The 20,311-nt window shown below is 71.9% G+C and carries 16 protein-coding genes; 12 read left to right on the top strand and 4 right to left on the bottom strand.

Annotation, left to right across the window (positions count from 1 at the left end; all coding sequences use genetic code 11):
- The first annotated feature begins 13 nt into the window (after positions 1–13).
- The 4 genes from BIV23_RS06045 (at position 14) to BIV23_RS06035 (ending at position 3,748) form a co-directional block, all read left to right on the top strand.
- Positions 14–922, top strand: coding sequence for a LysR family transcriptional regulator (locus tag BIV23_RS06045; RefSeq protein ID WP_071379675.1), 909 nt, complete (start codon positions 14–16; stop codon positions 920–922).
- Between the two features lie 220 nt (positions 923–1,142).
- Positions 1,143–1,274 (top strand): hypothetical protein, encoded by a 132-nt coding sequence (locus BIV23_RS53125; protein WP_107471088.1) that lies wholly within the window; start codon positions 1,143–1,145, stop codon positions 1,272–1,274.
- A 94-nt stretch (positions 1,275–1,368) separates the two neighbouring features.
- On the top strand, positions 1,369–2,412 hold the full coding sequence (locus BIV23_RS06040; RefSeq protein WP_071379674.1) for a 3-isopropylmalate dehydrogenase: 1,044 nt from the start codon (positions 1,369–1,371) through the stop codon (positions 2,410–2,412).
- Between the two features lie 247 nt (positions 2,413–2,659).
- On the top strand, positions 2,660–3,748 hold the full coding sequence (locus BIV23_RS06035) for a branched-chain amino acid aminotransferase (protein ID WP_071379673.1): 1,089 nt from the start codon (positions 2,660–2,662) through the stop codon (positions 3,746–3,748).
- An 11-nt stretch (positions 3,749–3,759) separates the two neighbouring features.
- Here the strand turns inward: BIV23_RS06035 and BIV23_RS06030 are convergent, their stop codons facing one another.
- Positions 3,760–5,196, bottom strand: a complete 1,437-nt coding sequence (locus BIV23_RS06030) for a cytosine permease (protein ID WP_071379672.1) — start codon at positions 5,194–5,196, stop codon at positions 3,760–3,762.
- Between the two features lie 145 nt (positions 5,197–5,341).
- On the opposite strand from BIV23_RS06030, the gene ureA reads away from it, so the two are divergent.
- The 6 genes from ureA (at position 5,342) to cimA (ending at position 12,679) form a co-directional block, all read left to right on the top strand.
- Positions 5,342–6,028 carry an urease subunit gamma gene (ureA, locus tag BIV23_RS06025; RefSeq protein WP_071379671.1) on the top strand — a complete coding sequence of 229 codons (687 nt, stop codon included), beginning with the start codon at positions 5,342–5,344 and terminating at the stop codon, positions 6,026–6,028.
- Positions 6,025–7,719, top strand: coding sequence for an urease subunit alpha (locus BIV23_RS06020; RefSeq protein ID WP_425443465.1), 1,695 nt, complete (start codon positions 6,025–6,027; stop codon positions 7,717–7,719). Before ureA ends, BIV23_RS06020 begins: the two co-directional genes overlap by 4 nt.
- Before the next feature lie 11 nt (positions 7,720–7,730).
- The gene (locus BIV23_RS06015) at positions 7,731–8,771 is read left to right on the top strand and encodes an agmatine deiminase family protein (RefSeq protein WP_071379670.1); all 1,041 of its coding nucleotides are present in this window, start codon (positions 7,731–7,733) and stop codon (positions 8,769–8,771) included.
- 45 nt (positions 8,772–8,816) lie between these two features.
- Positions 8,817–9,422, top strand: coding sequence for a TetR/AcrR family transcriptional regulator (locus BIV23_RS06010; RefSeq protein WP_071379669.1), 606 nt, complete (start codon positions 8,817–8,819; stop codon positions 9,420–9,422).
- A 53-nt stretch (positions 9,423–9,475) separates the two neighbouring features.
- Complete coding sequence (locus BIV23_RS06005) at positions 9,476–10,786, top strand: MFS transporter (protein WP_071379668.1); 1,311 nt, start codon at positions 9,476–9,478, stop codon at positions 10,784–10,786.
- Between the two features lie 285 nt (positions 10,787–11,071).
- Entirely contained in the window at positions 11,072–12,679 is a 1,608-nt protein-coding gene (cimA, locus tag BIV23_RS06000; protein WP_071379667.1) for a citramalate synthase, read from the top strand.
- Positions 12,680–12,725: 46 nt separating this feature from the next.
- On the opposite strand, the gene BIV23_RS05995 is transcribed toward cimA, so the two are convergent.
- Entirely contained in the window at positions 12,726–13,325 is a 600-nt protein-coding gene (locus tag BIV23_RS05995) for a GOLPH3/VPS74 family protein (protein ID WP_071379666.1), read from the bottom strand.
- A gap of 59 nt (positions 13,326–13,384) precedes the next feature.
- Positions 13,385–15,259: a ricin-type beta-trefoil lectin domain protein gene (locus BIV23_RS05990; protein ID WP_071379665.1), complete on the bottom strand. Its 1,875-nt coding sequence runs from the start codon at positions 15,257–15,259 to the stop codon at positions 13,385–13,387.
- Between the two features lie 149 nt (positions 15,260–15,408).
- Between BIV23_RS05990 and BIV23_RS05985 the strand changes: the two genes are divergently transcribed.
- Entirely contained in the window at positions 15,409–16,812 is a 1,404-nt protein-coding gene (locus BIV23_RS05985) for a hypothetical protein (RefSeq protein WP_071379664.1), read from the top strand.
- A 258-nt stretch (positions 16,813–17,070) separates the two neighbouring features.
- On the opposite strand, the gene BIV23_RS05980 is transcribed toward BIV23_RS05985, so the two are convergent.
- Positions 17,071–17,685 (bottom strand): YceI family protein, encoded by a 615-nt coding sequence (locus BIV23_RS05980; RefSeq protein ID WP_071379663.1) that lies wholly within the window; start codon positions 17,683–17,685, stop codon positions 17,071–17,073.
- Positions 17,686–17,854: 169 nt separating this feature from the next.
- Between BIV23_RS05980 and BIV23_RS05975 the strand changes: the two genes are divergently transcribed.
- The gene (locus BIV23_RS05975) at positions 17,855–20,227 is read left to right on the top strand and encodes a polysaccharide lyase 8 family protein (protein ID WP_071379662.1); all 2,373 of its coding nucleotides are present in this window, start codon (positions 17,855–17,857) and stop codon (positions 20,225–20,227) included.
- Positions 20,228–20,311: the final 84 nt, after the last annotated feature.

Here is a 20,311-nt window from a genome sequence, read left to right as displayed (position 1 = left end):
GCGGGAGCCCCGAGTGACAGCAGCAGACCTTGCCCCGCAGGAGCTGAGGATCCTGGTCGCCGTGGCCGACGAGGGCGGGTTCTCGGCCGCGGCCGCCCGGCTCGGGGCCACCCAGTCCGCCGTCTCGCACGCCGTGCGCGGCATCGAGCGGAAACTGGGGGTCGTGCTCTTCGAGCGCGGCCGGTTCGGGGCCCGGCCGACGCCCGCGGGGGAGCGGGCCGCCGCCCATGCCCGGCGGGTGCTGGGGATGCTCCGGGCGATGGCCGCGGACGTCCGCGGCGCGGACACCGGTGAGGTCCGCGGCGCGCTGCGGATCGCCGCCTTCCGCAGCGCCGCCCTCCATCTGCTCCCGCCCGCCCTGGAGCGGCTCGCCGCGCTCCACCCCGGCATCGAGGTGAGCGTCACCGTCGTACGGGAACTGGGCGCGGGTGTCTCGGGCGAGGTCGCCGCCGGGCGTGCCGACCTCGGCATCGCCACCCTGAGCGGGCCGCCGCCCGCCCGACTGGTCGGCGCGACGCTGCTTCAGGAGCCGTACTCCCTGGTGCACCCGGCGGGACACCCCGACCCGCGTGCCCTCCCGCTCGTCGACTGGGCGGAGAACTGCGGGTCCTACACCCGCGACTGGTGGGCCGCCCAGGACTGGATCCCGGCCGCGACCGTGCGCGCCGAGGACGACGGGGCCGTGCTGGCCATGGTGGCCGGCGGGCTCGGCATGGCCATCATGCCCGCGCTCTCCCTCACGGCGCCGCCGCCCGCCGTGGAGATCACCGGCCTCGGGCCCGGGCGCCCGCACCGCTCCGTCGGCTACGTCACCACCCCGGAACTGGCCTCCACCGCCGCCGTACGGGCCCTGATCCGCACCCTGCGCTCCCTCGCCCAGCCGTCCCTCGAACGCACGAAAGACCAGCTCAGGGCGGTGTGACGCGATGCGCCGTCTCAGATAGTAGGAAGTCCGAGTAATTGTGCAGACAGATGCGGGGCGCTCCCTTAGCTTTGTAGGAGCCGAACGCATCGCTCGATCCAGCGAACGGCGGTCGTGAGCCGGGCCCGTGCAGGCAACCCCTGCGGCCGTGCGCTCCCCGCCCTTCCGGCGTCTCGCAATCCCTCAGCGTGCTCCACGTCTGCCGAAGGAGTCGATCCCCATGATCGAGACGACCGCCCGCCGCCGCGTCCGCCACGTGTCCCGCACCAGCGAGGCCGACCGCAAGAACGCCGCCGCCGCCCTCCAGCGCGCCCTCGACCGCCGCGACAACGGCGGCGAGACCGGCCACTGAGAGCGCCGGGACGGAACGCCGGCACGGAACCGACACGTGTCCGCATCGCGGACACCGAATGTCATCACCTGGGACGAGGAGTAGGGTCGCCCGCATGTCTCGCAGCATCGATCTCGCAGTGATCCCCGGTGACGGCATCGGCCAGGAGGTCGTGGCCGAAGGTCTGAAGGTCCTCTCCGCCGTGCTTCCGCAGGATGTGAAGCTGGAGACGCGGGAGTACGACTTCGGCGCCAAGCGGTACCACGCCACCGGTGAGACCCTCACCGACGCCGACCTCGACTCCCTCAAGCGGCACGACGCGATCCTGCTCGGCGCGATCGGCGACCCGAGCGTCCCCTCCGGCGTCCTGGAGCGCGGCTTCCTGCTGAAGCTCCGCTTCGCCTTCGACCACCACGTCAACCTGCGGCCGAGCAAGCTGCTCCCCGGTGTCGCGACCCCGCTCGCCGGCCAGCCGGAGATCGACTTCGTCGTCGTCCGCGAGGGCACCGAGGGCCCGTACACCGGCAACGGCGGCACCATCCGCAAGGGCACCGAGCACGAGGTCGCCACCGAGGTCTCCGTCAACACCGCCTTCGGTGTCGAGCGCGTGGTCCGCGACGCCTTCGCCCGCGCCCAGGCCCGCCCGCGCAAGAAGCTCACGCTGGTCCACAAGAACAACGTGCTGACCTTCGCCGGCCACCTGTGGACGAACGTCTTCAACAAGGTGGCCGAGGAGTTCCCCGAGGTCACCACGGACTACATCCACGTCGACGCGGCCACGATCTACCTGGTCACCGACCCGGCCCGGTTCGACGTCATCGTCACCGACAACCTCTTCGGCGACATCATCACCGACCTCGCCGCGGCCGTCTCCGGCGGCATCGGCGTCGCGGCCTCCGGCAACATCAACCCGGGCCGCGAGTTCCCGTCCATGTTCGAGCCGGTCCACGGCTCGGCCCCGGACATCGCCGGACAGGGCAAGGCCGATCCCACCGCCACGGTCCTGTCCGTCGCCCTGCTGCTGCGTCACCTCGGGTACGACGCCGAGGCCGACCGCATCGACGCCGCCGTCACCGCGGACCTCACCGAGCGCGCCGGCAAGCCCGCCCGTGCCACGTCCGAGATCGGCGACGCGCTCGCCGCGCGAGTAGCCGGCTGATCCGGCGCTCCACCACGACAAGCCGCCGGGTCGCACGACCACCCGGCGGCTTCCCCCTGTCCCCGCCGGGTGCCACCATCAACCCCTGGGCCGCTTTCACCCCGATTCCGTCGGCCGCAGTCCCCGCGCGATAATCGAACGCGGAGCCGCGGTATGAGGGAAAGCTCGGACGTCCTAGCACCGGCTGAGAAGCCGGTCGGGGCGTGAGCGCGGCCCGGTCACTACAACCGGTGAAGGACAACCACTCATGACGACGCCCACGATCGAGCTCAAGCCCTCCGCCAGCCCCCTCGCCGCCGCCGAGCGGGAAGCGATCCTGGCCAACCCCGGGTTCGGCCGCCACTTCACCGACCACATGGTGACGATCAAGTGGACCGAGGGCCGCGGCTGGCACGACGGCCAGCTCGTTCCGTACGGCCCGATCTCCCTCGACCCCTCCACCCACGTCCTGCACTACGGCCAGGAGATCTTCGAGGGACTGAAGGCGTACCGTCAGCCCGACGGCTCGATCGCGCTGTTCCGTCCCGAGGCCAACGCCCGCCGTTTCCGGGGCTCCGCCCGCCGCATGGCCATGGCCGAGCTGCCCGAGGAGCTGTTCATCGCCGCGCTGGACGCGCTGCTCGCCCAGGACGCCGACTGGGTCCCGGCGCACGGCGGCGAGGAGGCCCTGTACCTGCGGCCGTTCATGTTCGCCACGGAGGCCGCGCTCGGCGTGCACCCGGCGAACGAGTACCTGTTCATGCTGATCGCCTCCCCGTCCGGCGCCTACTTCGCCGGTGGCGTCAAGCCCGTGACCATCTGGGTCTCCGAGGACCACGTCCGCGCCGTCCCCGGCGGCACCGGTGACGCCAAGACCGGCGGCAACTACGCCGCCTCGCTGCTCCCGCAGGCCGAGGCCGCCGCGCACGGCTGCGACCAGGTCGTCTACCTCGACGCGGTCACCCGCACCAAGGTCGAGGAGAGCGGCAGCATGAACGTCGCCTTCGTCTACGGCGACCGGATCGTCACCCCCGCGCTGACCGGCTCGATCCTGGAGGGCATCACCCGCGACTCGCTGCTCCAGGTCGCCCGCGACCTCGGCTACACCGCCGAGGAGGGGGTGGTCACCCTGGAGCAGTGGCGTGCGGACGCCGCCTCCGGCGCCCTCACCGAGGTCTTCGCCTGCGGCACCGCCGCCGTGGTCACCCCGATCGGCCACGTCAAGACCAAGGCCGGCGAGTGGACCCACGGCGACGGCAACCCCGGCGAGGTCACCCTCCGCCTGCGCCAGGCCCTGCTGGACCTCCAGCGCGGCACGGCCGAGGACCGGCACGGCTGGATGCACCGGATCGGCTGACCGCCACCCGCTCAGACGCTCAGGGCCGCCTCGGAATCCTCGTCGGGTTCCGTGGCGGCCCTCGCCGGTTCGGCGCGGGCGGTCAGCAGCAGGTAGGCCAGGCCGCCCACCGCGCCCGACAGCAGGAAGCTGCAGTCCACGCCGCCGGTCAGACGCAGCAGCGGGCCCTGGTACGAGGGCAGGGACACGGCCAGCAGGCCGACCCCGGCGCCCAGGGCCCAGGAGACCGTCGCCCGCACGTTCCAGCCCGCGCGGTACCAGTAGATCCCGCCCCGCGAACGGCGGTTGAAGACCTGGAGGGCGTCGGCGTCGTACACCCCGCGGCACCGGACGAAGCCGATCAGGGTGATGACGGCCCACGGGGTGCCGATCGCGGTGAGCAGCAGCACGAAGGACGTCATCGCGGACTGCGCGTTCCAGGCGTAGTGGCCGGCGAAGACGCAGACGGTGGCGACGACGGCGACCGTGTAGGTGGCCCGCGCCCGGGAGGCCCTGGGCAGGATCGCGTCCAGGTCCAGGCCCATCGAGTACAGCATCAGGCCCGCGTTGCCGACCGAGCCCGCGGAGGCGGACAGCAACAGCGGGACCAGGTACCAGGCGGGGGAGGCCTGCACCAGAGGACCGGCGTAGTCGAGGGCCGCGTGCGCGCCGTACGCCGTGAAGGTGCCGAACAGCTGCGGCACCAGCAGCCCGAGGACCAGGCCGAGCCAGGTCGCGTGCAGGACGCGGCGGCTGCCGTGCCGGGACGGCGAGATGTAGCGGGTGTAGTCACCGAGCAGCGTGATGAAGGCGATGGGGCCGGACAGGCCCGCCGCCACGGCCGCCAGGAACCAGGTCGGCCAGAACGAGCCGAGCAGATAGCCGCCCGTCTGCGGCAGCGCGGCGGTGGTGAAGTGCGGGGCGTAGGCGAAGATGCCCAGGACCAGCAGGACGGTCATGCCGACGGACAGGACCTTCGACATGCTCAGCAGCACCCGGTAGCCGTAGACCGCGCCCGCGACCGTCGCCGCCGCGAGCACCGCGTAGACCACGGCGTACGCCACCCCGTCGGCCGGCAGCCCGGCCATCCGGCCCAGCACGCCGATCATCACGTCCCCGCCGATCCAGACGGTCAGCGCGGTGTAGCCGAGGGCCAGCAGCAGGCCGACCACCGAGCCGACCAGCCGGCCCCGCACCCCGAACTGGGCGCCCGAGGAGGTGGACAGGTTGGTCGCGGTGCGCAGGGAGACCAGCGCGAGCGGTGCCGTGAACAGCGTGCCGATCACCGTGCCCGCCACGATCGCGCTCACCGACGCCCACCAGCCGAGCCCGAAGGACGGCGGCAGCCAGCCGAAGATGATCACTCCGAGGCAGAGGTTCGAGCCGAGCAGGATCGAGACGAGATCGCGCGGACCACTGGTCCGCTCCTCGTCCGGGATGGTGTCGACTCCGCGCTGTTCTATCGGCATGGCTGGGTCTCCTTCGACTACCGCCAGAGAGTTAGAGCGACGTTCAATGTCCATGAAGCCTTGCCGACAGGTCAATGCTTCTGTTTCGCGAATTCTGCGTTTAGAGTGGCGTTCTAAGTGGGAGATGGCAAGGAGGTGCCGCGACGTGAGACTGACCCCCACGGAACGTGACCGGCTGCTGCTCTTCGGAGCCGCCGAGCTGGCCCGGGCCCGCCGGGCGCGCGGCCTCAGGCTGAACGTGCCCGAGGCGACCGCGCTGATCGCGGACACCGTCTGCGAGGCGGCCCGGGACGGCAGGCGGCTCGCCGAGGCCATCGAGGCGGCCCGCGCGGTGCTCGGCCCCGACGACGTCCTGCCGGGCGTCGCGGACGTCGTCACCGAGGTGATGGTCGAGGCCGTCTTCGACGACGGCTCCCGCCTCGCGGTCGTCTCCGACCCGATCGGCGGCGGCTCGCTGGGCGAACACGGCCCGGGCGCGCTGGTCCCGGCCCCGGAGCACACCGAGCCGGAGGCGGTCGTACGGCTGTCGGTCACCAACACCGCGACCGTGCCGGTTTCCGTCACCTCGCACTTCCACTTCTTCGAGGCCAACCCGCGCCTGCGTTTCGACCGTGCGGCGGCCTACGGGACGCGCCTGGCCGTGCCCGCCGGTTCGTCCGTCCGCTTCGGCCCGGGGGAGCGCGTCGAGGTCGGCCTCGTACCGATCGGCGGCGACCGGATCGCGATCGGCTTCGCCGGACTGGTCGACGGGCCGCTGGACGCGCCCGGCGCCCGGGAGGAGGCCCTGCGCAGGGCCGCGGCCTGCGGATACCTGGGAGCGGAGAACCGATGACCCCCCCGATGAACCCCTACGAGTACGCCGCCACCCACGGCCCCCGCGCCGGCGACCGCGTCCGCCTCGGCGACTCCGGGCTGACCGTCCGCGTCGAGACCGACTCCCAGCGCCACGGCGACGAGTTCCTGGCCGGCTTCGGCAAGACCGCCCGCGACGGACTGCACCTGAAGGCCGCCGCCGTCCGCGAGACCTGCGACGTCGTCATCAGCAACGTTGTCGTGATCGATGCCGCGCAAGGCATCCGGAAGGTCTCCATCGGCATCCGGGAAGGCCGCATCTGCGCCATCGGGCGGGCCGGCAACCCCGACACCCTCGACGGGGTGGACGTCGTCGTCGGCACAGGCACGTCGATCGTGTCCGGCGAGGGGCTCATCGCCACCGCCGGTGCCGTCGACACCCATGTCCACCTGCTGTCGCCGCGCATCATGGAGGCCTCGCTCGCCTCCGGCGTGACCACGGTCATCGGGCAGGAGTTCGGCCCGGTCTGGGGCGTCGGCGTGAACTCGCCCTGGGCGCTCAGACACGCCTTCAACGCCTTCGACGCCTGGCCGGTCAACGTCGGCTTCCTGGGCCGGGGTTCGTCCTCGTCCGACGCGCCGCTGATCGAGGCGCTGGCCGAGGGCGGCGCCTGCGGCTTCAAGGTGCACGAGGACATGGGCGCCCACACCCGCGCCCTGGACACGGCCCTGCGCGTCGCCGAGGAGCACGACGTCCAGGTCGCCCTGCACAGCGACGGGTTGAACGAGTGCCTCTCGGTCGAGGACACCCTTCGCGTCCTCGAAGGCCGTACGATCCACGCCTTCCACATCGAGGGCTGCGGCGGCGGACACGTGCCCAACGTACTGAAGATGGCCGGTGTCCCGAACGTCATCGGCTCCTCCACCAACCCCACCCTGCCCTTCGGCCGGGACGCGGTCGCCGAGCACTACGGCATGATCGTCTCCGTCCACGACCTCAAGCCCGACCTGCCCGGCGACGCCGCCATGGCCCGCGACCGGATCCGGGCCGGCACCATGGGCGCCGAGGACGTGCTGCACGACCTGGGCGCGATCGGCATCACCTCCTCCGACGCCCAGGGCATGGGCCGCGCCGGTGAGACCGTGCGCCGTACGTTCGCCATGGCCGGCAAGATGAAGGCCGAGCTGGGTCCCCTGGACGGCGACGGCGAGGGCGACGACAACGCCCGTGTCCTGCGCTACATGGCCAAGCTGACCATCAACCCCGCCATCGCCCACGGCCTCGCGCACGAGGTCGGCTCGATCGAGGTCGGCAAGCTCGCCGACATCGTGCTGTGGCGCCCGGAGTACTTCGGCGCCAAGCCGCAGCTCGTCCTCAAGTCGGGCTTCCCGGCGTACGGCGTCGTCGGCGATCCCAATGCGGCCACCGACACGTGCGAACCCCTCGTACTGGGCCCGCAGTTCGGCGCGTACGGCGCGACGGCCGCCGACATCTCGGTCGCCTTCGTCGCGCAGGCCGCCCTCGACCAGGGCGGCGACACGATGCCCACCCGCCGCCGTCGCGTCGCCGTGCGCGGCACGCGCGGGATCGGCCCCGCCGACCTGCGGCTGAACGCCCGGGTCGGCGCGGTGGACGTCGACCAGCACACCGGACTGGTCACCCTCGACGGCGACCCGCTCCGCTCGCGGCCCGCCGACTCGGTCTCCCTGAACCGCCTCTACTTCCTGTGAAGGACCTCCGTATGACCACCCCCGCCGCCGACGGCTTCCGTATGCCCGCCGAATGGACCCCGCACGAGCGCACCTGGATGGCGTGGCCGGGCCCCAATCCCACCTTCGACGACCCGGACGACCTCGCCGCGTCCCGCCGCGCCTGGGCGTCCGTGGCCCGCGCGATCCGCCGCTTCGAGCCGGTGACCGTGGTCTGCGGCCCCGGCCAGACCGCCGAGGCGCGGGCGCTGCTCGGCCCGGAGATCGAGACCGTCGAGCGCGAGCTGGACGACGCCTGGATGCGGGACGTCGGCCCGACCTTCCTCACCGGCGGCAAGGGCGAACTCGCCGCCGTGGACTGGACGTTCAACGGCTGGGGTGCCCAGGACTGGGCCCGCTGGGAGCACGACGCGAAGATCGCCGCGTACGTGTCCGACCTCGCGGGCGCGAAGACGTACGCCTCGCGGCTGGTCAACGAGGGCGGCGCGATCCACGTCGACGGCGAGGGCACCGTGCTGCTCACCGAGACCGTGCAGCTCGGCCCCGAACGCAACCCGCACTGGTCGAAGGAGGAGGTCGAGGCCGAGATCCACGCCCACCTCGGCACCAGCAAGGCCGTCTGGCTCCCGCGCGGCCTGACCGGCGACTACCCTCCCTACGGCTTCGGCACCCTCGGCCACGTCGACATCGTCGCCGCCTTCGCCCGCCCCGGTGTCGTCGTCGCGCACCACCAGCCGGACCCCGCGCACCCCGACTTCGAGGTCACCAAGGAGGTCATCGGCCGCCTGAGGTCGGCGACCGACGCGCGCGGCCGGGCGCTGGAGGTCGTCGAGGTGCCGGCCCCGACCGTCCTGGAGGCCGACGGCCACTGGGCCGACTACTCCTACATCAACCACTACCTGTGCAACGGCGGCGTCGTGCTGTGCGGCTTCGACGACCCGCGCGACGAGATCGCCGCCGGGATCTTCCGCCGGCTCTTCCCCGAGCGGACGGTCACCCTGGTGGACGCGCGTACGATCTTCGCGGGTGGCGGCGGCATCCACTGCATCACCCAGCAGCAGCCGAAGGTGTGAGCATGTAGGCGTGAACACGCAGGCGTGAACGTGTAGGAGAGACGGATGGCCGGTGCGGCACGGGCGCGGAAGAACGCGCCGCCGCGCGAGGAGGTGCTCGCCGTCGCCATGGACATGATCGCCGAGCGCGGTCTGGAGAAGCTCACCATGGCGGCGCTCGGCCGCGAGGTCGGGATGAGCAGCGGCCATCTCCTCTACTACTTCCGCTCCAAGGACGAGCTGCTGCTCCAGGCCCTGGAGTGGAGCGAGGGCCGGCTGGGCGCCGAACGCGGCCGCCTGCTCACCCGCCCCGGCACCGCGCACGAGCGGCTCACGGCCTACGTCGACCTGTACGTCCCCGACGGCCACCGCGATCCGCACTGGACGCTGTGGCTGGAGGTGTGGAACCGCTCGCAGAACGCCGACGACGACGCGCGCACCCGGCAGGCCGCGATCGAGGGCGCCTGGCACCGCGACCTGGTCGCGCTGATCGCCGAGGGTATCTCCCGGGGGGAGTTCCGCCGGGTCGACGCCGACCGCTTCGCGGCACGCCTGCGCGCGCTGCTGGACGGGTTCTCCATCCACGTCGCCATCGGGCTGCGCGGCACGGACCGCGGTCAAGTGCTCGCGCACGTACGGGAGTTCATCGCCGACTCGCTGCTGAGTCCGTAGCCGCGGGCGGGGTGAGGGAATCCTTTTCTCCGGGGCCGGGCAGGTAACGGCCCATGGGACGACAACACTGGAAGAAGATCTGGGTCGGGTCGGCCGGGAACATGGTCGAGTGGTTCGACTGGTTCGTGTACGCGAGCTTCGCCACCTACTTCGCCGGCGCGTTCTTCCCGAGCGGCGACTCCACCGCCCAGCTCATGAACACGGCCGGCATCTTCGCGGTCGGGTTCTTCATGCGGCCCGTGGGCGGCTGGCTGCTCGGCCGGGTCGGCGACCGCAAGGGGCGCAAGGCGGCGCTGACCCTGACCGTCACGCTGATGTCGGTCTCGGCGATCCTGATAGCCGTCGCGCCGACGTACGCGGTCGCCGGGTACGGCGGCGCGTTCGTCCTGCTCGTCGCCCGGCTGCTGCAGGGCCTGTCGGTGGGCGGCGAGTACGCGGCCAGCGCGACCTATCTGACCGAGGCCTCGGACCCGGCGAACCGCGGCTTCGCCTCCAGCTTCCAGTACGTGTCCATGACCGCCGGCCAGATCCTCGGCCTCGGCCTCCAGATCGTCCTCCAGCGGACGATGTCCGACTCCGCGCTGCACAGCTACGGCTGGCGCATCCCGTTCGTCGTGGGCGCGCTCGGCGCGGCGGTCATCTTCTACCTGCGCCGCAGCATGCTGGAGACCGAGGTCTACGAGGAGGACGACTCGCACGCCGCCGAGCGCGGCACCCTGCGCGCCCTGTGGCAGCACAGGCGGGAGGCGTTCCTCGTCATCGCGCTCACCATGGGCGGCACCGTGGCGTACTACACGTACACCACGTACCTGACGAAGTACCTGTCCAACTCGGCGGGCCTGTCCAAGCAGACGGCGACGCTCGTCTCCTTCACCGCGCTGATCGTCTTCGCCGCCGTCCAGCCGCTCGCGGGCCGGCTGTCGGACCGGATCGGCCGGCGTCCCCTGCTGATCACCTTCGCGGTCGGCTCCACCGTCCTCACGGTGCCGATCATGACCCTGCTGGGGCGCGCGAACGGCTACTGGCCCGCCCTCGGCCTCTGCCTGCTCGCGCTGCTCGTCGTCACCGGCTACACCTCCATCAACGCCTGTGTGAAGGCCGAGCTGTTCCCGACCGGCATCCGCGCCCTCGGCGTGGCCCTGCCGTACGCCGTCGCCAACGCCCTGTTCGGCGGTACGGCGGAATACGTGGCCCTGTGGTTCAAGAACGCCGGTATCGAGTCCGGCTTCTTCTGGTACGTGGCCGGATGCGCCGCCGTGTCGCTCGTGGTGTACCTCGCCATGCGGGAGACGAAGGATCTGGATCTGGCCAGGGTGCAGGCCGCACAGGGGTCCGGGGAGTCCAGTCTGACGACCGCATCCTGAGACGGTCCGTGAGCCGGGGGCGACGCTGTGCCAGACTGCCCCCGTGCTCTCGTTCGCCATGATTATGGGCAGCAGGCGCGCCGGTCCGCAGTGACCACCTCGTACGAACGGGTGCGGGTGGCCACCGTCGTCCTCGACCCGCGCGCAGACCTCTCGCACCCGCGAGGGGTTTTTTCGTTTTCCGGCCCACCTTCAGCCGGGAGCGGAGCGCGAGGGACCATTGGGGGGACGGTGGAGCCGGTCATTCCGGTAAGACCGAAGATTCACAACAGGAGCCTTGAGACCATGACCGAGACGGCAACCAACGAGCTCGACGACTCGTTCCACGTCTTCGACACCACGCTGCGCGACGGCGCGCAGCGCGAGGGCATCAACCTCACCGTCGCGGACAAGCTCGCCATCGCACGGCACCTGGACGACTTCGGCGTCGGCTTCATCGAGGGCGGCTGGCCCGGAGCGAACCCCCGGGACACCGAGTTCTTCGCCCGCGCCCAGGCCGAGATCGACTTCCGGCACGCCCAGCTGGTCGCCTTCGGCGCCACCCGCCGCGCCGGTGCCAAGGCGTCCGAGGACCCCCAGGTCCAGGCCCTGCTCGCGTCCGGCGCCCCGGTGATCACGCTGGTCGCCAAGTCGCACGACCGCCATGTGGAACTGGCGCTGCGCACCACCCTGGACGAGAACCTGGAGATGGTCCGCGACACCGTCTCCCACCTGCGCGAGCAGGGCCGCCGGGTGTTCGTGGACTGCGAGCACTTCTTCGACGGCTACCGCGCCAACCCCGAGTACGCGAAGGCGGTCGTCCGGGCGGCCTCGGACGCGGGCGCCGACGTCGTCATCCTCTGCGACACCAACGGCGGCATGCTGCCCGCGCAGATCCACGCCGTCGTCGCCACGGTCCTCGCCGACACCGGCGCCCGGCTCGGCATCCACGCCCAGGACGACACCGGCTGCGCGGTCGCCAACACCCTCGCCGCCGTCGACGCGGGCGCGACCCACGTGCAGTGCACGGCCAACGGCTACGGCGAGCGCGTCGGCAACGCCAACCTCTTCCCGGTCGTCGCCGCCCTGGAACTGAAGTACGGCAAGAAGGTGCTGCCCGACGGCAGGCTCCGCGAGACCACCCGGATCTCGCACGCCATCGCCGAGGTCGTCAACCTCACGCCCTCCACCCACCAGCCGTACGTCGGTGTCTCCGCCTTCGCCCACAAGGCCGGCCTGCACGCCTCCGCGATCAAGGTCGACCCGGACCTGTACCAGCACATCGACCCCGAGCTGGTCGGCAACACCATGCGGATGCTCGTGTCCGACATGGCGGGCCGCGCCTCCATCGAGCTGAAGGGCAAGGAGCTCGGCATCGACCTCGGCGGCGACCGCGAGCTGGTCGGCCGGGTGGTCGAGCGGGTGAAGGAGCGCGAGCTCAGGGGCTACACCTACGAGGCGGCCGACGCGAGCTTCGAGATCCTCCTGCGCGGCGAGGTCGAGGGCCGCCCGCTGAAGTACTTCGACGTCGAGTCCTGGCGGGCCATCGTCGAGGACCGCCCCGACGGCACCCACGCCAACGAGGCCACGGTGAAGCTGTGGGCCAAGAAGGAGCGGATCGTCGCCACGGCGGAGGGCAACGGCCCGGTCAACGCCCTCGACCGCGCCCTGCGCGTGGCCCTGGAGAAGATCTACCCGCAGCTCGCCGCGCTGGAGCTGGTCGACTACAAGGTCCGCATCCTGGAGGGCAAGCACGGCACCTCGTCCACGACCCGCGTCCTGATCTCCACCTCCGACGGCAGCGGCGAGTGGTCCACGGTCGGGGTGGCGGACAACGTCATCGCCGCCTCCTGGCAGGCCCTGGAGGACGCGTACACCTACGGTCTGCTGCGGGCGGGCGTGGAGGCCCCGTAGGACTGCCGGCGGCGCGGTTCACGCCGCGCCCCGAGCCGGGCGTGGCTCAGGGAACGCGCCAGATGTTGTCGAAGGCCGCGTTCTCGACGCGGCGGCGGGTGCGGACGCCCTCCAGTTCGCGCACCGCGTCGCCGACCGCCGCCAGGACCGTGATCACGGCCTCCTCGGTGGGGGCCTCGGCCGCGCGGTCCTCGCCGATGGCGAGGATGCCGGCGAGGCCGGCGAGGACCGGTTCGCGGGACCACCAGCGGTCGGCCGCCCGCTGCCGGGCCGGGGTGTCGGCCGGGACGCGCTCGGCGGGGTCCAGGGACAGCCAGTGGCGGCGGCCGGCGGTGAGCTGCCCCTCGGACTCCAGCGCGTTCCGGTAGGCGGCCGCCAGCCCCTCGCCCCGGCGCCACAGCCAGTCCTCGACCGTCTCGTACGGCTCCTGCCGCCTGAGCGCCGCCCCGGCCTCGTCCAGCATCCGGTCGCCCGTGGTCAGGGCGGGGCCGGGCACGACGCGCTCACCGTCCAGCGTGAGCGCACGCACGCCGAGCAGGTCGACGAGTTCGGCACCCGCGAGCGCGAGCGACAGATCGCCCTGCTCGACGGGGTGCTCGCCGGGCACGTCCAGGCTGACGAGGAACAGATCCCGAGGTGTCGTCATACGGTCATCGTCCCCCACGGACCGGCCGCCCGCCCGGTAGAACTCCGGACGCGGAACTCCTACCGAAGGGTCCACTTCTGGTTGGCGGCCCCGGTGCACGACCAGATCTGCGCCCGCGCCCCGTTCGACGGCGAGTTGTCCGTGACATCCAGACACTTGTTCGCCGCCGTGTTGACGACGTCACCGGTCGAGGCGTTGTACGACCACTGCTGCGCACCGGTGCCGTTGCAGCCGTACAGCTGCACCTTCGCCCCGTCCGCCGTCGAGCCCGACGTCACGTCGAGGCACTTGCCGAGCGCCTGGACCGAGCCGTCGGCCGCCACGGTCCACTGCTGGGCGCCGCTGCCGTTGCAGTCGTAGAGCTGTACGGCCGTGCCGTCGGCGCTCGAAGCGCCCGCCACGTCCAGGCACTTGCCGGCCAGGCCGACGAAGGAGCCGGACCGGCTGCCGTTCCCGGCCTGCGGGCCGGCCCAGGTGAAGGTCGCCGAGGTCTTGCCGGGCAGCGAGTAAGTGGCGTGCTGCGAGCCCCAGTCGATGGTGACGTCCTGCGCGGAGGAGGAGCCGTTGTAGGCGATCAGCGCCTTGCTGCCGTCCGGGTTGCGCCAGGCGACGTTCGGCACGGTGGTGGACGCGGTCGAGGCGATCCGCTGGGCGCCCGGCCGGACGAACTCGGTCAGCTGGCCCATGTCGTAGTACTCGACGGTGTAGTCCACGGTCCCGCTCGCGCCGTCCCCGTCGTGCACGGTGACCAGCCCGGTGCAGGTGCCGCAACCGCCGTTGTGCGGGCCCATGTTCTGGTCCACGGCCAGCGACCACTTGGTCACCGACTTCGCCCAGTTGCGGGTGTAGTCGATGATGTCGGTCATGTCCTCGTGCTGCTGGTCGGCGATCCAGGTGCCGCCGGAGTGCTCGGTGGCGAAGGCGTCCAGCCCGGGGTACTGGTCGTGCACGGTGGACTGCTTGGCGACGTCACCGCCGTAGCCGTGCCAGGCGATCCCGCCGAAGTTGGGGTGGTCGCGGATCGCCGCGTCGTCCACGGCCTGGGCCGCGTAGGAGTCGTAGGTGTCCCAGTTCCAGTCGTGCGCCAGCACCTTGGTGCTCAGGCCGGCCGACTGGAGCTTCGGCAGCAGGTCGTTCTTGAGGAAGTAGTCGATGCCGCTCGCGTTCCAGCTCATCGAGGGATAGCCGGAACAGCAGGTCGGCTCGTTCTGCGGCGTCACGTAGGAGACGTCGATCCCCTGGTCCTTGTACGCCCGGAGGTACTTCACGAAGTAGTCGGCGTACGCCCCGTAGTCCTCGGCCTTCAGCCAGCCGCCGTTCAGCGAGCCGCTGTCCTTCATCCAGGCCGGGGCCGTCCATGGCGAGGCCATGACAGTCAGGGACGGATTGAGCCGGAGCGCCTGCTCGGTGAGGGGTGCGACGTCCGCGAGGTCGTGCGCGAGGGAGAAGCCGTTCAGGTTCGGGTCGCTCTGCCCGGCCGGCACGTCGTCGTACGTGTAGCCGTAGCGCGCGAGGTCCGAGGCGCCCATCGGGTTGCGCAGGAACGACAGCCCGATGCCGTCCGTCGGCGAGAACAGCTTGCGCATGGTCGCGTCCCGGGTCGCCTGGGACAGGGCCCCGCTGCTGTTCATCAGCCAGGCCGCGGTGTCCGTGAAGGACGCGCCGCCGCCGGTGAAGGTCTGGTAGCGGGTGTTCTCGTCCACGGTGATGTTCGTGCCGCTGCCGCCCGTCCCGGACTGGAACGCGAACGGCGCCTGCGCCTGGAGCCCGCGGACGACATGCCGGCCGGCGGAGTCGTCGGTGGTGGTGAGCCAGGCCGTGACCTGCTCGTTGGCCGCGTGCGCGGGGGGTACGGCGGCGGTGACGCCGGCGGCGGAGAGCAGTCCGGCCAGCAGCAGCCGGACCGCGCGGGGGGTTCTCCGGGTTCTGCTCATCGTGCGTCGCCCTTCCTGTCCAGTTAACTTATGACGTGAGCTAAGTCATGAGTGAACCATGAGGGCCAAGGGCGGTCCATACCAACGACAGCTCCGCTCGCCGTTCTTCGATATGCCGGATTTCTCCGTTATTCGGGTAGCTTCGAACCATGAAGGCCGTCCTGCGGACCCGCAGCCTGCCCGCCCTGCTGCCGACCGTGCTCCTCCCGTTCCTGCTGCTCCTTCCGGTCCTCCTGCTCCTCGCGACCCCGTTCGCGCCCCGGGCGAGCGCGGACACGAGCATCTCCACGATCGCCCGGGCGCTGCGCGCGAGCCCGGTCTACGTCGATCCGGCGGCCGCCTCCCAGCTGCCGAAGGCGGACGCCGACGCCCTCGCGAAGCGGATCGTGGACGGGAACAAGCCGGTGTTCGTCGCGGTCCTCCCGGCCGGCTACCCGACGGCCGCACTCTTCACGAACCTCCGCGCGGCCACCGGCATCACCGGCCTGTACGGCATCCGCCTCGGCGACCGCTTCGACGCCCGCGCCGACTCCTCCGTCATGTCGACGACGGCCCGGCGCAACCTGGTGAACAGCGTCCAGGACGAGCCGGTGAAGGCCCAGCTCACCGACTTCACCGACCGCGCCCTGGCCACGGTCGGCGGCCACGCCCCGAGGAGCTGGCGCGGCCCGGCCGGTTCGCGCGGCGGGGTGTCCGGCACGGCGGTGCTCGTCACGGGCGCCGTCCTCGTGGCCGGCGGCGCGGGCGCGTACGCGCTGGTCCGGCGCAGCCGCCGGCGGCGCGAGGAGGAGCGGCGGGCCGCCCTCGACCGGCTGCGGGTGGTCGTCGACGAGGACATCACCGCCTTCGGAGAGGAACTGGACCGCCTCGACTTCCACCCGGCCGAGCCCGGCGCCGACGACGCGATGCGCGCCGACTACGAGCGCGCCCTGGACGCCTACGAGACCGCCAAGCAGCGGATGTCCGAGGCGCGGCGCCCGGAGGACGTCCGCGCGGTGACCGAGGCACTGGAGGACGGCCGCTTCTCGCTCGCCCAGCTCACCGCCCGCCGCACGGGCCGTCCGCTGCCCGAGCGCCGGCCGCCCTGCTTCTTCGACCCGCGCCACGGCCCCTCGGTCGCCGACGCCGACTGGACCCCGCCCGGTGGCGCCCCGCGTCGGGTCCCGGTCTGCGCGGCCGACGCCACCCGGCTGGCCGACGGCCGCGACCCGGTGATCCGCGAGGTCGACACCGAGCACGGCCGCCGCCCCTACTGGGACGCGGGCCCCGCCTACGGCCCCTGGGCGGGCGGCTACTTCGGCGGCGGCATCCTGCCCGGCCTGCTCGTCGGCACGCTCCTCGGCAGCATGATGGCCACCCCGTCGTACGCGGCCGACTACGGCACGGGCTACGGCGACTTCGGCCCGGACTCCCGCTACGACGACGGCTCCCAGGGCGGCGACGTCTCTGGCACGGACTTCGACCCCGGCGACTTCGGGGGCGGGTTCGGCGACGGCGGCGGCTTCGACGGAGGAGGGAGCGACGGGGGAGGGGACTTCGGCGGGGGGTTCTGACCGGGCCGGCGAGCCACCGGCCCCCGTCACTCGTCGGGAGAGAGGGCCTGTGACCGGCCGTCTCCCGCACGGGAAGCTTCTTCACCAGCAGGGCCAACGCCCCACTCGTGTCCAGCAGTTCGTCGAACCGCTCCGCCCGATCCGTCGCACGACGGGTTCGGGAGGGGGCGCCGGGAAAAGGGGCAGCGCCGCTGCCACCTCGCCCGGCGGCCCACCTCACGTTCGAACGGCGGGGGTGACGGCCGAACCGCCGGAGGCTCACGCGTTCTTGATCGCCGAGATGTCGAAGTTCAGCTTGATCTTGTCGGAGACCAGGACGCCGCCGGTCTCCAGGGCCGCGTTCCAGGTCAGGCCCCACTCGGAGCGCAGGATCTCGGCCTTGCCCTCGAAGCCGACGCGCTCGTTGCCGAAGGGGTCCTTCGCCGAGCCGTTGAACTCCAGGTCGATGGTGAGCTGCTTGGTCGTGCCGAGGATGGAGAGGTCGCCGGTGATGCGGTAGTCCTCGCCGCCCAGGGCCTCCGCCTTGGTGGAGCGGAAGGTCATGGTCGGGAACTCGTCGGCCTTGAAGAAGTCGGACGACTTCAGGTGCCCGTCACGGTCGGCGCTGCCGGTGTCGACGCTGGCCATCTGGATGTCGAGGGTGGCGGTGGACCTGGACGGGTCCGCGCCGTCCAGGTGCAGGCTGCCGGTGAAGTCGTGGAACGCCCCCTTGACGTTGGTGACCATGGCGTGCCGGGCGGTGAAGCCGATCGTGGTGTGCGCCGGGTCGATCGTGTAGTCGCCGGTCAGCGCGGTCAGGTCGGGGCCGGTGGCGGTGGCGGTGGCGGTGGTCGTGGTCGCGGGGGTGCTGTCCTTGCGGCTGAAGATGCCCATGTCGTGCTCCAGAGAGATTCGGTTGAACGTTAAACGAACTCGATGTCTCCGACGGTAGACCCATTCTGTTCAGTTTTCAACATCATCCACAGCGTGTTTTCGGCGTCACGTGGGGTAACGGACTCTCTGGTGCGACTGCGACGGCTGCCGAGTCGGGAGGAGCGCGGCGGTGACTGGTTCCCTGCGGCCGACCCGGCGGGCGGTGCTGCTCGCCGCCGCCCTCGGCCCCGCCCTGGCCACCGTCCCTGGGGCCCGCCCCGCAGTCCGTCTCGAGGCCGCCGACGCCGTGACCGGCGGTGATCGCCACGACGCCCTGCGCCGGCACTGGCTCGACATCGCCCTCGGTACCGGATACGACCCGGGTGCCGAACCGTACGCCTCGCGTCTCGTCCAACTCGGTTCCCTGGCACGGGACTTCAACGGCACCATGGCGCCCGCCCCCGACTCCCTGTGGCCCGGGCACCCCTTCGACCCGCCGGCCGGGATCACCTACAGCTACAACCGGCTGTGGACCATGACCCGGGCCTGGGCCCAGCCCGGCACCGGCGCCACCGGAGACCCCGCGCTCCTCGACGCCGTCCTCCGGGGCCTCGACCATCTCTCCGTCCGCGTCTACAACCCCTCCACCAGCCCCTACGGCAACTGGTGGGAGTGGCGGATCGGCAGCCCCCGGCTGCTCATGGACATCACGGCCACGCTGTACGACCGCCTCGGCGCCGACCGGATCGCCGCCGCCTGCGCGGCCGTGGACCACTTCATCCCGGACGGCGTGCTCACCGACTACTCCGGCACCTCCACCGGCGCCAACCGCGTCGACCTCGCCCGCTCCGTCGTGCTGCGCGGCATCCTCGGGCGGGACGACGCGAAGATCTCCCTCGCCCGGGACGCCCTCTCGCCGGTCTTCCCGTACGTCACGCAGGGCGACGGGCTCTACGCCGACGGCTCCTTCGTGCAGCACACCTGGGTCGCCTACGCGGGGACGTACGGGCAGGTCCTGCTCGACGGGCTCGGGCGGTTGTTCGCCCTGCTCGCCGGGTCGCCCTGGGAGGTCACCGACCCCGCCCGGCGGAGCGTCCTCGACGCCGTCGAGCACACCTTCGCGCCGCTCGTCCACGACGGCCTGGTGATGGACGGCGTCAACGGCCGTGCCATCAGCCGGGGTTACCTGCGCGATGACGACCTGCACCTCATGCGCAGCGACCACTTCCACGGGCAGGCGCTCATCGGCTCGATCGCACTGCTCGCCGGCGGGGCGGGGGAGGAGCGGCGGGAGAGGTGGTACGGGATGGTGAAGGGATGGATCCAACGGGACACCGTGGCACCGATTCTGACGGGAGGTCAGTTCGACGTCGCCGACCTCGCGCGGCTGCACGCCGTCGCCGCCTCGTCCGTCCGTGCGGCCCCGGAACCCCTCGGTCACCGGCTCTTCCCGGCCATGGACCGTGCCGTCCACCGCGGCCCCCGCTTCACCGCCGCCCTGTCCATGGCGAGCGACCGCATCGCCCACTACGAGTGCGGCAACGGCGAGAACCCGCGCGGCTGGCACACCGGTTCGGGGATGCTGTACTGGTGGCCAGGGGGTCGGTCGGATCGGGCCGATCAATACACGGACTGGTTCTGGCCGACCGTCGACTGGTACCGGCTGCCGGGTACCACCGTCTCCACCAGGCGGCTCGCCGACCGCGAAGGGGGCGAGTGGGGCACGCCGAAGCCGGACGTCCGCTGGGTCGGCGGGACGACGGACGGCACGTACGCGGCGGTGGGCCAGCATCTCAGGGGTCTCGGTTCCAGCTTGGAGGCCCGTAAGTCCTGGTTCTTCCTCGACGACGCCGTGGTCTGCCTCGGCGCCGGGATCACCTGCGCCGACGGCGTGCCCGTCGAGACGATCGTGGACAACCGCAACCTGGGGGAGGGCGGCACCCAGGCCTTTGTACGCGCGCGGAACTGGGCGCACCTCGAAGGGCACGGCGGCTGGATCCTGCCGCACGGGCCGTACGGCGCCGAACCGCGCCACCTGCGCGAGGACCGCACGGGCGCCTGGTCCGACATCAACGCGACCAGCACCGACGAGCGGCGCACCCGGCGCTGGCAGACCCTCTGGCTCGACCACGGCACCGACCCGGCCGGCGCCCGCTACCTGTACGTCCTGCTGCCCGGTGCCACCCGCGCCGAGACCGCCGCGCGGGCCACCGACCGCCGCTGGCTGCGCGTCCTCGCCAACGACCCCGGCCGGCAGGCCGTCGCCGTACCCCGGCTGGGGCTGACCGGCGCCAACTTCTGGCGGGCCGGTACGGTGGGGGACCTGGCCGTCTCCGCGGGGACGAGCGTGCTCGTCGTCCGCCGGGGCCGAACGGCCGTCCTGCACGTCGGCGAGCCGCCGCGCACGGGCAGGCCGCTGGAGCTCGTCTGGGACCGCCCGGTGGGCGCGGTGACCCGGGTCGGCGAGGGCGTCGAGGTGCTCGCCGCGGACCGCGCTCTGAGGCTGCGTGTCACTCCAGGGATGGCATGTGCCGACCGCGTATGTGAGGTGTCTCTCAGGTGACGGCTTTGTTGCCTCCCTACAACCCCGATGCCCTCTGAGCAGTCGGAACGGCTGCACGCGTCCGGGGTTCTGTTCACTGGCACC

Origin of the sequence: Streptomyces monashensis (assembly GCF_001866665.1) — a bacterium.
In the GTDB taxonomy this organism is placed as follows: Bacteria; Actinomycetota; Actinomycetes; order Streptomycetales; family Streptomycetaceae; genus Streptomyces; species Streptomyces monashensis.
The sequence above is the reverse complement of the archived record's forward strand: the minus strand, read 5'-3'. Positions and strand labels throughout refer to the sequence as shown.

Coding starts and splice junctions, on each gene's coding strand:
- BIV23_RS53125 (WP_107471088.1), top strand. CDS start 1,143: ATGATCGAGACGACCGCCCGCCGCCGCGTCCGCCACGTGTCCCGCACC.
- BIV23_RS06040 (WP_071379674.1), top strand. CDS start 1,369: ATGTCTCGCAGCATCGATCTCGCAGTGATCCCCGGTGACGGCATCGGC.
- BIV23_RS06035 (WP_071379673.1), top strand. CDS start 2,660: ATGACGACGCCCACGATCGAGCTCAAGCCCTCCGCCAGCCCCCTCGCC.
- BIV23_RS06030 (WP_071379672.1), bottom strand. CDS start 5,196: ATGCCGATAGAACAGCGCGGAGTCGACACCATCCCGGACGAGGAGCGG.
- BIV23_RS06020 (WP_425443465.1), top strand. CDS start 6,025: ATGACCCCCCCGATGAACCCCTACGAGTACGCCGCCACCCACGGCCCC.
- BIV23_RS06015 (WP_071379670.1), top strand. CDS start 7,731: ATGACCACCCCCGCCGCCGACGGCTTCCGTATGCCCGCCGAATGGACC.
- BIV23_RS06010 (WP_071379669.1), top strand. CDS start 8,817: ATGGCCGGTGCGGCACGGGCGCGGAAGAACGCGCCGCCGCGCGAGGAG.
- BIV23_RS06005 (WP_071379668.1), top strand. CDS start 9,476: ATGGGACGACAACACTGGAAGAAGATCTGGGTCGGGTCGGCCGGGAAC.
- cimA (WP_071379667.1), top strand. CDS start 11,072: ATGACCGAGACGGCAACCAACGAGCTCGACGACTCGTTCCACGTCTTC.
- BIV23_RS05995 (WP_071379666.1), bottom strand. CDS start 13,325: ATGACGACACCTCGGGATCTGTTCCTCGTCAGCCTGGACGTGCCCGGC.
- BIV23_RS05990 (WP_071379665.1), bottom strand. CDS start 15,259: ATGAGCAGAACCCGGAGAACCCCCCGCGCGGTCCGGCTGCTGCTGGCC.
- BIV23_RS05985 (WP_071379664.1), top strand. CDS start 15,409: ATGAAGGCCGTCCTGCGGACCCGCAGCCTGCCCGCCCTGCTGCCGACC.
- BIV23_RS05980 (WP_071379663.1), bottom strand. CDS start 17,685: ATGGGCATCTTCAGCCGCAAGGACAGCACCCCCGCGACCACGACCACC.